This window comes from Pseudomonas sp. App30 (assembly GCF_047947025.1).
Lineage (GTDB): Bacteria > Pseudomonadota > Gammaproteobacteria > Pseudomonadales > Pseudomonadaceae > Aquipseudomonas.
Genome location: NZ_CP133165.1, coordinates 1709273 through 1722133, shown reverse-complemented (window position 1 = coordinate 1722133; position 12861 = coordinate 1709273). Strand labels below are relative to the sequence as shown.

Sequence of the window (12861 nt, the reverse complement as noted above, 5' to 3'; positions counted from 1 at the left end):
TCCTTTCGGACAGCCGCCCGCCTGCCGATGGCTGGCCGAGGTGGCGATATAGGGGAGGGTGGGGTTAGGCGCTGGCGGTCAGCGCTGAGGTGGCGTAATTCGTTGAAGTGAGGTATTGCTGTTGCCGGCTCAGTTCTAGGCAAGGGTAAAACGATGTACCAGAAGCAGTATTGGACGGAGCTGTACGAGCTCAAATGCCATCAAAAGTACTTGGCTCTTCATCAGGAGAGCGCTGAAAACTGGGAGCGGCGGATCAAGGTTTTCATGGCAATTGTGTCCAGCACCAGTATTGGTGGATGGGCTCTGTGGAAAGACCTTGCACCACTGTGGGCAACGCTCATCGCTGCATCACAAGTAGTGACCGCTATTTATGCGTTTCTTCCGTTCAAATCAAGGATTAAACCAATCAGCTTGGCTGTGACCTCGTTGACTGTACTGTTTGATCAGGCTGAACATGGGTGGTTTGCGGTTTCGGAAGGGGAGCTGACAGCCGCTGAAGTGAACGATGCAAGGTATAAAATCAGAAAGGCGAAGACAAAGATCATGTCGGACACCATCGGCGTCTTGGTCATCCCGCATGATGCCGATCTGATGGAAAAAGCAGAACGCGAAGCAACGTTGTATTTCAAGAATTATCACGGGGAAACTGAAGATGTCGAATAAGGTTGTCAGGCCTACACCAAGCGGAAAGCAACAGGGCGGTAAACCGCAGGTAAGTGACAAGAATCTTCCGGCAACGGTTGGAGGAGTTCCGCCAATGCCGAAGGTGAAGCCAACCAAAAACGGATAAGGGGGTCAGGGGGACAGAATTTCGTCCCCCGGATCCTTCTGAATCATCAGCAGGCTCTTCCGTTCAAACGCCAGCGCCACTTTTCGCGATAGTGCTATTTCGTGGCGCGGCGGTTCCAGCAGCGGCAGCGCGCCGGCCGGGCCCAGCTCATGCAGCCGATGAATCATCAGCGTCATCGCCTCGCCCTGCTCCTCGATCCCGGCCCACTGCATCAGTTCGGCCAGGGCCTGCTTGGTGCCTGGGCGCACCTTCAGCCTCAGATCCTCTTCCTGTAGCGCTGCTGCCTTGGCGTGGCGGCGTTCGTCACGCTGCTGCTGAGTCAGTGCCATGCTGATCTCCATTTCTCACGAAGGTGGTGCCCGGGCCGTATTCCATCAGGTCGCAGACCCGGTTGATGATGCGCAGCGCGGCGTCGAATACCTCGGCATCATCCGGCTCGCGGGCCAGGCGCCTCATGTTCGGCTGGTGTTCGAGGCAGACCTTGTCCACCAGGCGGTGGGCCAGTGCGCGGAGTTCGTCGGCGCTGTCGTGGAAGCGCAGACTTAGCGCAAACGCCACGGCCACATCATCAGGCCGGTACTGGCCGCCGCTCCGGGTGTTGTAGAGCTTCTTCACCGACTTCATCCACGACGGAAGGGTCACGACTCCAGACGCTGTCTTTTGCATATTGGTCTTCCTGCAGCCCACTGGGCGGTAAGTAGAGTTGGTCTTGCCGGCGGCGCTGGCGCACTCGGTTATTCAGCCGCTTCAAACCCGGCGCCCCGCGTAGGCCAGTTGCACCTGGTACTTGGCTGCGATCTGCTCAACCTGCGGCGTGGTCAGCTTCTCGCCGAGGGTACGCAGCTTGTTGCGCAACTGGATGGCCGTGCGTGTCACCGGGCCGTGGGCAGTGTCCATTACGGCATGGGTCCGAATGAGGCCCGCCAGATCCCGCTCCTTCTGCATAAACTCGCGGCGCGCACCGGCCCGCTGGGTCATGGCGGTGTTCCAGGACAGCGGCCGGCGGGGGTGGGTTTCGCTCAGGCCGCACTGCTGGACCTGCCCGCCAGACATGAAGAAGGCCGCTTTTGCGGCCTCCAGTTCGGCTTGGCGCTCGGCGCCTGCCAGGATTTCATGATCGATCATGGGCACCTCAGAACGGTATGTCGTCGTCGAAGCTGTCGAAGTCTTGGGCTGGCTGGGCAGCGGCCTGTGGCGCGGGCCGTGATTGCTGGGTGCGCGGCGCCTGCTGCTGAGTGCGCTGCTGTTGCGGCGCCGGTTGCTGCTGGGCGGGTGGTGCGCCGGCGAACTTGATGATGATCACCTTGCCGGTGAGCTTGACTCCCTGGCTGCCGTCACCCTTGGCGTAGGTCTCGACGTGGGCATCGTCGATGGTGAAATGCAGTTGCTGCCCCTTCAACAGGTAGGGCGCCATGGCCTCGGCCTGCTTACCCCAAAGCGTTGCATCAATCCACTGGGTGGGGCGCTTGCCGTCTTGCCCCTTGCGGCCGTATTCGCAGGCCAGAGCCAGGTTGCACACGGCGTCGCCGTTGGGGGTGTAGCGCAGTTCAGCGTCTCGGCCCAGCCGGCCGATATCGGTAAGAGTTGGCATCGTGATTCCTTGAGTTATGCGGCCAGGCCGAGCACCTTGTTCATGCGCTCGTCGAGGATTTCGTAGAAGGTGGCAACGCGTTCGGTCAGCTTGCGGATCAGCACTTCGTCGCGGTAGGCGCGCTTGATGAACAGCGGCATGCCGGGCCAGTAGCACACGAAGTCGATCCACTCGCGCTCGGAGACCCACAGACCGCCCTGGCACTGAGCGATATGCTCCTTCGGGATCTCGCCGCCCAGGATCACTTCAACCTGCAGCTTCGGCAGCTTGGTCTTGATCTCGGTCAGGCCCTTGTCGCCAATAAGCGAGTCGGGCGAGTAGCCGATGCCGTGGTTCAGGATGATGCCCACCTGGTGGGCCTTCACATCCTCGCGACTTTCGTACAGGCCGCGGGCGATGCCCTCGTACTCATGGCCGCGCTCGGTGTGCCGGTTGCCCTGGAAAGGATCGGCGGCTTCACCGGTGATGCGCTCACCGATGAGGGTGTTCATGTAGGTGAATGCCCCGGCGCCGAAGCCCGCTTCACCCTTGCCGTTCACCAGCAGGCTGTCCAACTCGCTGCAAGTGATGATGCCCAGGCGCAGGTCCAGCCACGCCTGGGTGCCTTGCTCAACGTCACTGATGATCTTCATTGCCTTCCCCTTCAGGATTCTTCGCGTTCTGGTTCGCCGACTTGGTGAGCATTGCCAGCACCTGGTCGAACATGCATTTCTCGACTGCCGACGGCGTGCCGTGGATGCCAGCGAACGCCTTCTTGGCCTTCTCGCTGCACTTTTCCAGCAGCATGGCCAGTTGGGCGGCCTGGGCGGACGTGACGCGCGGGGTAACCGCTGCACCGCCGCCATTGCCGTCGTCGTCCTCGCCGGTGGTGGTGAAGTTGAGCAGGGCGCCGGCGGTGTAGCGCTTGCCGTAGCTCACGCTGGAGGCCACGGCCTGGACGCCGTTCTTGCTGCCGCTGGTGTCGGCCGGCAGCAGCAGGGAAGTGGTCTCCCGGTGTCCGCCGCGATGGCTCAGCACGCCTTCCACTTCGATCCCGCGTTCGTTGCGCGGCGTGCGGAAGGTGATCGCGAAGCCGTGTCGGGCCAGAACCGGCTTGATCACCTCGTTGATGTCTTCCCAGAGCGCGTAGGTGCTCTGGATGCGGCCGTTTTTGTCCTTGATGCCGCCGCGCTCGCCGATCACCGGCAGTTCTTCCTGCATGCGGGCCAGCGCTTCGTCGTACTGCTGCTTGGCCTGCTGCGCCTGGAAGCGTTCGTGCATCGACATCAGCCGTTCCATCTTGTCGATGTCGGCGGTAGGGGACATGGCCACTTGCTGGATGATCTGCAGGATGGTGGCCGATTCTGCCGCCTGCACTGGCAGGGCGGCCTGGTCAACTCGGGCTACGTTGCTCATAGGAACCTCAGTATTGAATGCTCATAGCTGGGATGAAGCCGCTGGCCACCAGCTTCACGGCCAGGCGGGCGCAATCTTCGCTCATGCCGTTGGCCATGAAGGCCTCTTTGGCTGCCTTGTAGATGGCGCCTTTGTGGGCCTTGTCGGCTTCACGCAGCCGTTCCTGGCGCAGGATCTCGTCAGCGGCTTCTTTCTGGCGGCGCTGCTCGTCCAGGCGGGCTTGATCGGCGGCGCGCTCGGCATTCTTCTCTGCTTCGATCCGTGCGATTTCCGCTGCCTGAATAGCTGCCAGCCTGTCTGCTTCCGCCTGGGCCGCCATGCGCTCGGCCTGCTCAGCCTGGAGCTGCAACTGCAGGCGCTGGTTCTCGGCTTCGCGCTCCCGTGCCGCGGCCTGGCCTTTCAGTTCCTGCTCACGCTTGGCAGCTGCATCCCGCTCGGCTTGCTGCTCCTGGGCCACACGCTGACGCTCGGCCTCGACGGCTGCCTCCTGGGCCAGACGGATGCGGTCTTGCTCGGCGCGCTCGTCTGCTTCGCGGCGCAGCCGGGCCAGTTCGGCCTGCTCGGCTTCGTACGCCTGGCGCTGGGCCAGTTGGCCGCGCAGGCTGGCAAGCGCCTGATCCTTGGCCTGGGCGGCCTCGGGCAGGAACTCTTGCCAGCTATCGTCCAGCGCTACCAGTTCCAGGTCGGCGATGACTTGGGCGACGTGCGCCGCGGCCGGCGGCTCGGCGAACACAGCCAGATCTTTGATGCGCTGGATGCCGTCGTTGTGGGCATCCACCCGTGCATCCTCGGCCTTTTCCCAGTCGGTCAGCGGCTGGCGCGCCTCGTCACGAAGCGCGTCCATGCTGGTCACGAACTCGCGCAGCTCGGCCTCGATGACCTTGGGCATCTCCTTCAGCCGCTTCAGGTACTCGCGGCCCGGCTTCTCCACGGCGGTCTTGGACTTGCTGACCTGCGCGGCCAGACTGGCGATACGCTCGCGACCCTTGCGGGTGGTCAGGTCCGGAACCTCGCCGGTGGCCTGGGCCTTTGCGTGCTCCAGGAACTGCTTGAGGCCGCCGGCCACGTAGATAGCCGGCACGTTTTCCTGGCTGATGTCGTCGATTGTGATGACCTGCTGTTTTGCGGACATGATTGCTCCTGCGCCATGCCGTCACCGGGGCGCTGCGATAGATAGGGGAAGGGGGTTACTTGACGTTGTAGGCGTAGCAGAACCAGAGGAGGGCGATCATGGCTGTTGCTCCTGCGCGGCCCGCTTGGCCTCGCGATACTGAATGGCGCACTGGGCGTGCTGGGTTCGCCAGCCACCTTGGTGCCGCTCGAAGTGGCCCGCGCCGGCGGCTACATGGCCGTGGCACCGATAGCAGGTACCGGGGTACTTATTGCGCATTTCGCTGCTCCTTGCTGTAGCGGTGAACCCACAAGCCTTGATGCTCGCGGTACGATTTGACTGGCCAGCCGATGAAGCCCAGGCGCTCGGCGCGCTTGATCACGTCGGCAGGGTCGGTGCCGGCCACTTCTTCGAGCTGCTCGTCGATCAGCGTTTTCACGGGTGCAGTGCTCATGCAGCCTCCTTGCGCCGCTGGCAGATCCGCCGCAGACGCGCGCTGTAGTAGTGGAATTCTTCGATGGTGATCAGGGTGGACTGCATGGAGCGGATGATCTGGCGCTCTACCAATACCTCGTAGAAGCGTGGGGCGTCGTCCCGGTCCAGATCATCCAGCGCCTGCGAGATCTGCACGTGCACGCTGGCTGGGCGGTTCAAAACCCGCACTCCTGCTCAATTCGTGCTACCTCGCGGGCGGCGTCGCGGTAGGTGTCAGCATGCGGCGCAGCCAGGTTGTAGGCCAGATCCGGCACCACGCTTTCGCCGCCGACGGCGCGGGCGGCCAGCATGAACAGGGGATGGCCGGGGCCCACGGCGAAGATCGCAATCAGGATCTGCTCAACGCAGCGCCCGGCGTCGAGCTGGGTGGCGTTGTGCTCGGCCAGGGCCTCGGTCAGCCGGTTGAAGCTGACCAACACCTTCGGCTTGCCGACTGCATTCGGCGCCTCAACGTTGCGCCGGTGGAGGAGGTCGTCCGCAGCCTCTGCCAGCCATTCCTGGCCTGCTTGCGACTCCAGAAAGCTTTCCTCTTCTTGAGGGATGTGTTTGAGCAGGGCTGCCATGGTGGCCTCCGTGATGTGGACCGCATTGGTCAGATACCAGGCGCGGGTGACCAAACCCACCGTGAATGGTGGCCTGGCACCTGCCGATGCGGTCTTGAAATGGAAAGAGGGTTGTTACGCTGAAAACAGCTCATGCTGCTGCGGCTCAGGTAGCAGGAAGGCCAGCAACTTTTCGCTGGGCCAGTCCGTCACATCGATCCAGTCGGCGTGCATCGCCTTCCGGACAGCGGGATGCAGCCAGCGGGCATCCTGCTTGTTGGGGCTGACGCAGAAACGAAAGCCCTGGTCCTTCAGGCTCATGCTGCCTCCGGGAATTTCTCGCCGCAGAACATGCAGTAGCTGCCGAGCACGTTGATGGTCGCCTTGGCCTTCACTGTCTTGCCCTTGGCGGTCTGTCGGGTGCCAATAACCTCGCACTCGGCGTACTGAATCCCGGACGGAATCAGCATGTAGCCGGACAGTGTCGCCTTGGCACCGGTTATCTCCGGGTACCGTTCTGCCGCCAGTTTTTCGAATTTCGCTCTGCAATCGCACATCGCTGAATCCTCGTTATCAGAACCCTCAAGACAGCCACCTTCGTCCCGCTGGTTGCCGTTGGGCGCGGGGAGGGAGCTGTCTGGAGGGTTCGGGGAAGGCGAAAGCCCGAGATTTGCCCGGGCTTTCTGGTAGGCGTTGCCGCAGTTGGGAGGCCTCGGCGCGCTGTCCGGTTACATGGCGGTATCTCCTGTGGCTCGCTCACTGGGAAGGCAGTGGCCACCTATGGAAGCTGCATTGGAATGTCGGTCCTGACCAAGATGCCTAACTACGTCCGCCCGTTCGCATACAAACAGTTGGCCTGGATCAGCTTTTTTCATGGGGCGCCGACATTCCGATGCAGCCTCTTTCGAGGTGATCGGGCGGGCCTTTCCCGCTCGGTCGGTCTATCCCGCTCACTGTCACCGTCATTTCTGGTCGTGTGGGCTAGACCTCCCACGCCTTCCACCAGGGCTCATACGGTTTTGCGTTGCTAAGGTGCAGATGACCGGTGCTGATCTCCGGCTTAGCGGCCCCTGCTGTCAGCCCCACTTAAGGCGCTGTCGGATAGCATCGTGTGCCGCTGGGCATTCCTTTCTGCGCATCAGCCTGCGCATTCATCTGCATCGATAACCCCTCTCGCGACGGTGGCTGCCGTCCAACTATCGTTGTGCGAAAGGGGTTACCGATGGGCACTCTTGCGAATGCCTACGGGCTGGTTATTCGTTATTGAGCCAGCGCAAGACCGCTTCCTCGCCAATGGCGCTGAGAAACTCCGTCGGGTCCACATCGCCATTGGAAAGCCATGCCACGATCTCAGCTTCATCCATCGTTTCCAGCAGTTTGCCGGCGCCGATGTGATTCACTATTTCGTGCGGCTCTAGGTCGAGCAGGCGGTCATCGATATCCAGTTCGGCTGCGATTTCCCGAGGCTGCGCATCTACTGTCACGCGCACCTGGCCGTTACGACCAACGCTCTCCACGCTCACGCTTTCTGCGTCAAATGTGATGCTCATCTTGTCTGCCCTCCAGGGCGGTTGATTTTCCAGATAACCCTGTCACTCAAGGTCATCGAGGAAATCGGGTGCCGGTCTTTTCCCGGCTGTCATCCAGTCCTCGGCACTGGCGCCGCTCCGTACCCGCCGCTAATTGCAGGCCGTGAGTCGTCGTTGGTTTGGGCGGTGAGCTTCCTCCCCGTGGCGTCAATCAGCATCTGTTCGCCATGGATCGCAGGTCCTTACAACATGCACGCTGCAGCTCGTTTGCCCGGGTAAGTGGGGCAGGGTGCATGAGGTCCGGCGCCCCTCAATGCCGAAGCTTGGGGCGCTAATTCGATACGTTGTCTCTCCCATCTGCCGCCGGGATGGCGGGGCGCATTGCTTGCCGGGTCGTTCACTCGGTTAGGGCGTTTCGCCTTCGATCAGCCGTACAGGGTTGTCCTGTCGTTGGCGGGCTATCTGACCCGTCTGATCGCCGGTCGCCGGTAGAGGCAATGCGGTCTGTTGGTATTTCTTGTATTGCGCTGGCTGTTAAAGAGCGGCGGGTCTGTTGAGGCCCTGGCGAATCGCGTTTCGCGTTTCGATGGGTGAACAATACCAATGGCAATATTTGCCTGTCAATGCCATTGGTAATAAAAAATACGAAGGGCGCAAAAAAGCCCGCTGCGTGGCGGGCTGGTTTTGATTGCTAAGTCAGATCTGCCTGAAGAGGGATTTCCGGTCAGGCTGCCGCATAGGGTTGTGCGAGTTGTAGTCCACCAGGGCTATATGGCCTGGGCCAAACTTCTGGAAGTGGACGACATAGTCGGAGGTTCGATAGCTTGCCATGGGGTTCTTGCAGGCATTCCAGCGGGGGTATCCGATATGGACGTGCCAGAGCTTGTGCAGGTTGGCAAACCGTATTTTGCGCGCTCGGTCAGGGTCGCTGTGCGGAACAGCATCGGTTGGGCCGTACTTCCCAGGGAAGCCTTTCAGCCCGTGAGCCTTGAAGTGCTCAACGAAATCGTCGATGAGGTCTTGCTCGTCATCCGTGAGGTCGTCATAAAGCAGGGTAAAGTGGTCGCTGAAGTCTACTTGTCCCGGCATTTTCTAGCGTTCTCGCGCATCCATACACGGAAATCCTCGCGCGACAAGTTCTCTGGCATTGTGAACCGTTCGCCGCTGATAGCTTTCTGCATCCGCACAAGGTCGAAATTCACTTCTTCCGCAGACGGGTCTGGGCGTGGGTGCTGGTAGTCTCGCTTCATGGTCGTATGCCTGGGTTGCTTCATGTACTGGCAAAACGTAATTAACGATCTGCCTGAGATCACTGTATAGCTTCTGATCGCCCGCGCCACGAAATGCTTGAGTTAATTTCGTGGCGCGCACGACCTATCGGATGAATGGCGTCACGTCAAAAAGCGGGCCATATGGCGATCTATTTGCGTCTTGGCGACCGGCGGACAGTGGACCACCAGAAGACTCGCCCGAGCATTTTCACTTCTTCACGCCACTGGTCCGCGCTCATCTGCTCATCAGGATATTCGTCGCCGTTCTCACTGCTGATTCGAATAGCCCCATGAGGAAGGCGGTATAGGTACTTGGTGCGCAGCATGCCGCCATGGTTGAAGGCGTAGATTTCCCCGTCAATGATGGATGTGTCGCTCATATCAAACCCGATGGCCGCGCCGTCCATGATAAGGCGCTCCATGCTTTTGCCTTTGACCCTGGCCACCGCCGCGCTTTTGCAGTCAACGCCAGCTGCCTTCAGGGTGGCATTACTGAACCGCAGGTGCCTTCCCGCAACCTCAATCACTTCCGTCATACCGTCTCCGCCGGCAAATTCGACCTCGGCGTAGTAAGGCACTTCGCAATCATCTTCGTCTAGTGGGTCACCCTCATCCCAAACGGATAGCTCCCCTAGTAGCTCCATGTTGGGTTCAATGCCGCTGGTGTCGACTTGAACATTCTCCAGGGCCTGGCGCGCAGCGGCCTTCTGCAGCATGTCGTCGGCGAATGTAACCAGGTCGTTAATCTGCTGGGCCAGCCGCTGACTGAAGTCCGAGACAGGGACTTCCAGAATCTTGGCAAACGCGGAGGCGACGTTTGCATTTAGCGGGTTGACGCCATTCAGGTAGTGGCTCACGGAGCTTTGGTTCATCTCCAAGAGGTGCGCGAGCTTTTCCTGGGTCAACCCTAGCTGGCGCTTCTTGGTGTTGAAGATTGCCTTCAGTCGAAGGCACTCCTCTTTTCGGTCTTGGGGTAGGGGTCTTTTGCTCATCGGCCGATCGTATTCCCAGCGGTATTAATCATCAAATGCCGATGGCATTTACTTTTAAAAATGCCATAGGTAATATCCATCCATGAGAAACCCATGGAGACAACCATGAAACGCACCCACATCAAGCAATTCGCTGCCGAACTAGGCCAGTCCGAAGCTGCTGTATTGCTCGGAATGACCCAGGGCGCGCTGAGCAAAGCGATCCGCGTGGGTCGCGACGTGTACGTAACCAAGCACGCTGACGGTAGCTACACAGCCGAGGAAGTGCGCCCGTTCCCGTGCCAGGCCCAGCCCAAGAAAACTGCCGCCTAACCATTTCATTAGCCAGGAGCAAACCCCGTATGTACGCGAACCCCAAACACCTGCATGACCGCGAGATCAAGGTCAGGGTCGATGAGGACACATTCGACCTGATCCAGGCGCTGGCCAAGTTCCATCGAACCCAGCGCGCCGTCCTATGTCGCGAGCTGCTTGAAGCGCAGCTCGCCGCCCTTGCTGCCGAGGATACAAGCGAACACAACGCGGCCTGAAGTCGCTGAGGAGGCCCCATGCCAATCGAACAGGTCGGCTTGGACCAGGCCTCGATGGAGCAGCTCAAGCGTGAAGCAGAGAAGAGGGGGATAACCCCCGAAGAACTGGCAGCAGAGCTTATGCGTCGAGAACTGGCCAACCGCACCAAACCCCGAAATCCAAGGGGACCAGTAACACCGTTTCGAAGGAAGGCCTGAGTAGGCCCTGAAGAGTTCCTGATACGCCCGAATTTCGGGCACAAAAAAACCGGGATTCCGGCCCGGTTCTTCGCTACAGCTATGTGGAGTTCATTATGCATACCACGCCCCACCTGATCAATACCCCACCACCCGCGCCACGAAACGGCAGCTACGAAAACGTGGCGCCGACGATGTCATCGCGCGCTATCGCCGACTTGGTTGGCTCTCGTCACGACAAGGTTAAGCAGTCCATCGAACGCCTGGCGGCACGCAAAGACAGCACCGGCCAGCCAGTTATCGCTCTTCCCCCACTGGGGGAATACCTGGACAACCTGGGGCGCAAGGCCTCGGAGTACATGATCTGCAAGCGCGACAGCTTCGTCGTTGTGGCTCAGCTCAGCCCTGAATTCACAGCAGCGCTGGTTGACCGCTGGCAGGAGCTTGAGCAAGGGCAGGGGAGAGTCATAGCCACGCTCCCCGACTTCTCCAACCCTGCTGCCGCGGCCCGCGCCTGGGCAGAGCAGTTCGAACTGCGCCAAGCCGCTAATGAGGCCCTGGCCATCGCCGCACCAAAGGCTGAATTCGTGGATCGCTACGTCGAATCCACCGGCCTGAAGGGATTCCGCCAGACCGCCAAGCTGCTGGGGGCCAATGAGGCCCGCTTCCGTGAGTTCTTGATCGACAAAAAGATCATGTACCGCATGGGCGGCGAGTGGCAGGCGTACCAGGGCCATATCGATGCCGGCCGCTTCGACGTGAAGACCGGCACCAGTGAAAGCGGCCACGCCTTCAACCAGACCAAATTTACCCCGAAGGGCGTCACCTGGGTGGCCGGCCTGTGGGCTCAGTACAAGCTGGAGGTCGCATGATGCACTACTTCAAACGCAACATCGGCGACTACCACAAGAAGGCTGGCCGCCTGACGATGCTTGAGCACGGAGCGTACACGCTCTTGCTCGACGCGTGCTACGACCGTGAACGCTTCCCCACCAGGGATGAAGCAATCGACTGGTGCTGGGCACGAAATCAAGACGAAACCGACGCTGTTGATCTCGTTTTGCGCAAGTTTTTCGACCTCGTTGATGGTCGCTACGTCCAGGCGCGCATTCAGGAAGAGATCGCCGCGTATCAGGCCACGGCCTTGAAAAATAAGGAGATTGCCGAAAAACGCGAGGAGGCCAAGCGGACGAAGCGTGCACCACTCGTACACGAAGCGTGCACGGATGGTCACCTAACCAATAACCATAAACCACTAACCAATAACCAAGAACCAGTAGATCAAAAGACTGCGGCGCAGGCGCCTGCGGAGGAGCTGTTCCCGAAGTTCTGGAAGCTCTACCCGAACAAGAAGGGCAAGGCAGCCGCCGAGAAGGCCTGGAAGAAACTCAAGGTCACTGACGACCTGTTCACCCTGATCACCCAGGGCCTTGCCAAGCAATGCGTCTCCCCCGGCTGGACCAAGGACAACGGCCAGTACATCCCGCACCCGGCCACTTGGTTGAACGGCAAGCGCTGGGAGGATGAAGTTCAGGCCCCGAGCAACGTCCACCACCTGCCCACCAGCCGCCACCACGGCTTCGCTGACCGCGATTACACCTCTGGCCTGAAGCAACGGGAGGACGGCAGCTATGCGCTCTGAGAAAGTCGTACCGATCACCGAGACCCTGTCCAACATGCGCGTCCAGCCGGCCGAGTGCGAGAAGCACGGGGCGTTCGAGCAGAAGATCACGGTCATCCTGAACCGCGAGCTGAAGGGCACCTGCCCTGAGTGTCAGCGCGTTGCCAACCTGGAACGGGAAAAGGCGGCCGAGGCTGCGCAGGCCTTCGAGATTCGCCAGTCCCTGGCCCGCAAGCTGGGTGACGCCCTGATTCCCAAGCGCTTCACCACTCGCACCCTGGAGAACTACCAGGTCGAGCACGAAGGCCAGCGCAAGGCCCTGAGTTTCTGCCGCCACTACGTGAAGGTCTTCGACGAGATCCTGAAGTCAGGCCGCTGCATGGTGCTGCTGGGCAAGCCGGGCACCGGGAAAACGCATCTGGGCGTTGCCATGGCCAACGACCTGCTGCACAACACCTCGCGCACGGCCGTCTACCGCACCGTAGGGGCGATTCTCCAGGCAATCCGTGCAACGTATGGCCAGGGCAGCGAACGCACCGAGGCGGAGATCCTGAGCAGCCTGGTGACTCCCGACCTTCTGGTGCTGGACGAAGTAGGTGTCAGCAAGGAGCAGCCCAGCGACTTCGAGCTGACCACCCTGTTCGCCATCATCAACGGCCGGTACGAGCAGGAACGTCCCACGGTGGTGATCACCAACCTTGAGGCCGAGCAGCTGCCCGGCGCCATGGGCGAGCGCTGCATCGACCGCCTGCGTGAGGGCGGAATGATCGTAGTCCCGTTCGAGTGGGAATCGCAGCGCGGCAAGGAGGGGTTTTGA

At 60.7% G+C, this 12861-nt stretch carries 22 protein-coding genes; 7 read left to right on the top strand and 15 right to left on the bottom strand.

What is annotated here, in order from left to right:
* Positions 1-153 precede the first annotated feature (153 nt).
* Positions 154-663, top strand: a complete 510-nt coding sequence (locus RAM80_RS07735; RefSeq protein WP_416425634.1) for a hypothetical protein — start codon at positions 154-156, stop codon at positions 661-663.
* 132 nt (positions 664-795) lie between these two features.
* Here RAM80_RS07735 and RAM80_RS07730 read toward each other — a convergent pair whose 3' ends face one another.
* From RAM80_RS07730 to RAM80_RS07660, 15 genes are all read right to left on the bottom strand, one after another.
* Positions 796-1119, bottom strand: coding sequence for a hypothetical protein (locus RAM80_RS07730; protein ID WP_416425633.1), 324 nt, complete (start codon positions 1117-1119; stop codon positions 796-798).
* Entirely contained in the window at positions 1094-1456 is a 363-nt protein-coding gene (locus RAM80_RS07725; RefSeq protein WP_416425632.1) for a hypothetical protein, read from the bottom strand. The genes RAM80_RS07730 and RAM80_RS07725 overlap by 26 nt, the downstream gene beginning before the upstream one ends.
* An 81-nt stretch (positions 1457-1537) precedes the next feature.
* Positions 1538-1915, bottom strand: coding sequence for a hypothetical protein (locus RAM80_RS07720; protein WP_416425631.1), 378 nt, complete (start codon positions 1913-1915; stop codon positions 1538-1540).
* Positions 1916-1922: 7 nt separating this feature from the next.
* Positions 1923-2381 (bottom strand): single-stranded DNA-binding protein, encoded by a 459-nt coding sequence (gene ssb / locus RAM80_RS07715; protein ID WP_416425630.1) that lies wholly within the window; start codon positions 2379-2381, stop codon positions 1923-1925.
* Between the two features lie 14 nt (positions 2382-2395).
* The gene (locus tag RAM80_RS07710; protein WP_416425629.1) at positions 2396-3013 is read right to left on the bottom strand and encodes a lambda exonuclease family protein; all 618 of its coding nucleotides are present in this window, start codon (positions 3011-3013) and stop codon (positions 2396-2398) included.
* Positions 2997-3776 carry an ERF family protein gene (locus RAM80_RS07705; protein ID WP_416425628.1) on the bottom strand — a complete coding sequence of 260 codons (780 nt, stop codon included), beginning with the start codon at positions 3774-3776 and terminating at the stop codon, positions 2997-2999. Before RAM80_RS07705 ends, RAM80_RS07710 begins: the two co-directional genes overlap by 17 nt.
* Positions 3777-3783: 7 nt before the next feature.
* A complete protein-coding gene (locus RAM80_RS07700) occupies positions 3784-4908 on the bottom strand; it encodes a hypothetical protein (RefSeq protein ID WP_416425627.1) in 1125 nt (374 codons plus the stop codon).
* Positions 4909-5155: 247 nt separating this feature from the next.
* Entirely contained in the window at positions 5156-5341 is a 186-nt protein-coding gene (locus RAM80_RS07695; protein ID WP_416425626.1) for a hypothetical protein, read from the bottom strand.
* Positions 5338-5541, bottom strand: a complete 204-nt coding sequence (locus RAM80_RS07690; RefSeq protein WP_416425625.1) for a hypothetical protein — start codon at positions 5539-5541, stop codon at positions 5338-5340. The genes RAM80_RS07695 and RAM80_RS07690 overlap by 4 nt, the downstream gene beginning before the upstream one ends.
* Positions 5538-5945, bottom strand: coding sequence for a hypothetical protein (locus tag RAM80_RS07685; protein ID WP_416425624.1), 408 nt, complete (start codon positions 5943-5945; stop codon positions 5538-5540). Before RAM80_RS07685 ends, RAM80_RS07690 begins: the two co-directional genes overlap by 4 nt.
* A 114-nt stretch (positions 5946-6059) precedes the next feature.
* Entirely contained in the window at positions 6060-6245 is a 186-nt protein-coding gene (locus tag RAM80_RS07680) for a hypothetical protein (protein ID WP_008369849.1), read from the bottom strand.
* Positions 6242-6481 carry a hypothetical protein gene (locus RAM80_RS07675; RefSeq protein WP_416425623.1) on the bottom strand — a complete coding sequence of 80 codons (240 nt, stop codon included), beginning with the start codon at positions 6479-6481 and terminating at the stop codon, positions 6242-6244. Before RAM80_RS07675 ends, RAM80_RS07680 begins: the two co-directional genes overlap by 4 nt.
* A gap of 696 nt (positions 6482-7177) precedes the next feature.
* Positions 7178-7474: a hypothetical protein gene (locus tag RAM80_RS07670; RefSeq protein ID WP_416425622.1), complete on the bottom strand. Its 297-nt coding sequence runs from the start codon at positions 7472-7474 to the stop codon at positions 7178-7180.
* 675 nt (positions 7475-8149) lie between these two features.
* Positions 8150-8542 carry a hypothetical protein gene (locus RAM80_RS07665; protein ID WP_416425621.1) on the bottom strand — a complete coding sequence of 131 codons (393 nt, stop codon included), beginning with the start codon at positions 8540-8542 and terminating at the stop codon, positions 8150-8152.
* 331 nt (positions 8543-8873) lie between these two features.
* Entirely contained in the window at positions 8874-9716 is an 843-nt protein-coding gene (locus tag RAM80_RS07660) for a LexA family transcriptional regulator (protein WP_416425620.1), read from the bottom strand.
* A gap of 105 nt (positions 9717-9821) precedes the next feature.
* Here RAM80_RS07660 and RAM80_RS07655 point away from each other — a divergent pair, with 105 nt between their 5' ends.
* From RAM80_RS07655 to RAM80_RS07630, 6 genes are all read left to right on the top strand, one after another.
* Positions 9822-10028: a Cro/CI family transcriptional regulator gene (locus RAM80_RS07655; protein WP_416425619.1), complete on the top strand. Its 207-nt coding sequence runs from the start codon at positions 9822-9824 to the stop codon at positions 10026-10028.
* Between the two features lie 29 nt (positions 10029-10057).
* Positions 10058-10246, top strand: coding sequence for a hypothetical protein (locus tag RAM80_RS07650; protein WP_277963874.1), 189 nt, complete (start codon positions 10058-10060; stop codon positions 10244-10246).
* Positions 10247-10264: 18 nt separating this feature from the next.
* Positions 10265-10444: a hypothetical protein gene (locus RAM80_RS07645; RefSeq protein ID WP_416425618.1), complete on the top strand. Its 180-nt coding sequence runs from the start codon at positions 10265-10267 to the stop codon at positions 10442-10444.
* Between the two features lie 95 nt (positions 10445-10539).
* Positions 10540-11295, top strand: a complete 756-nt coding sequence (locus tag RAM80_RS07640) for a phage antirepressor KilAC domain-containing protein (RefSeq protein WP_416425617.1) — start codon at positions 10540-10542, stop codon at positions 11293-11295.
* Complete coding sequence (locus tag RAM80_RS07635) at positions 11295-12065, top strand: YdaU family protein (RefSeq protein ID WP_416427431.1); 771 nt, start codon at positions 11295-11297, stop codon at positions 12063-12065. Before RAM80_RS07640 ends, RAM80_RS07635 begins: the two co-directional genes overlap by 1 nt.
* Positions 12055-12861, top strand: coding sequence for an ATP-binding protein (locus tag RAM80_RS07630; RefSeq protein WP_416425616.1), 807 nt, complete (start codon positions 12055-12057; stop codon positions 12859-12861). The genes RAM80_RS07635 and RAM80_RS07630 overlap by 11 nt, the downstream gene beginning before the upstream one ends.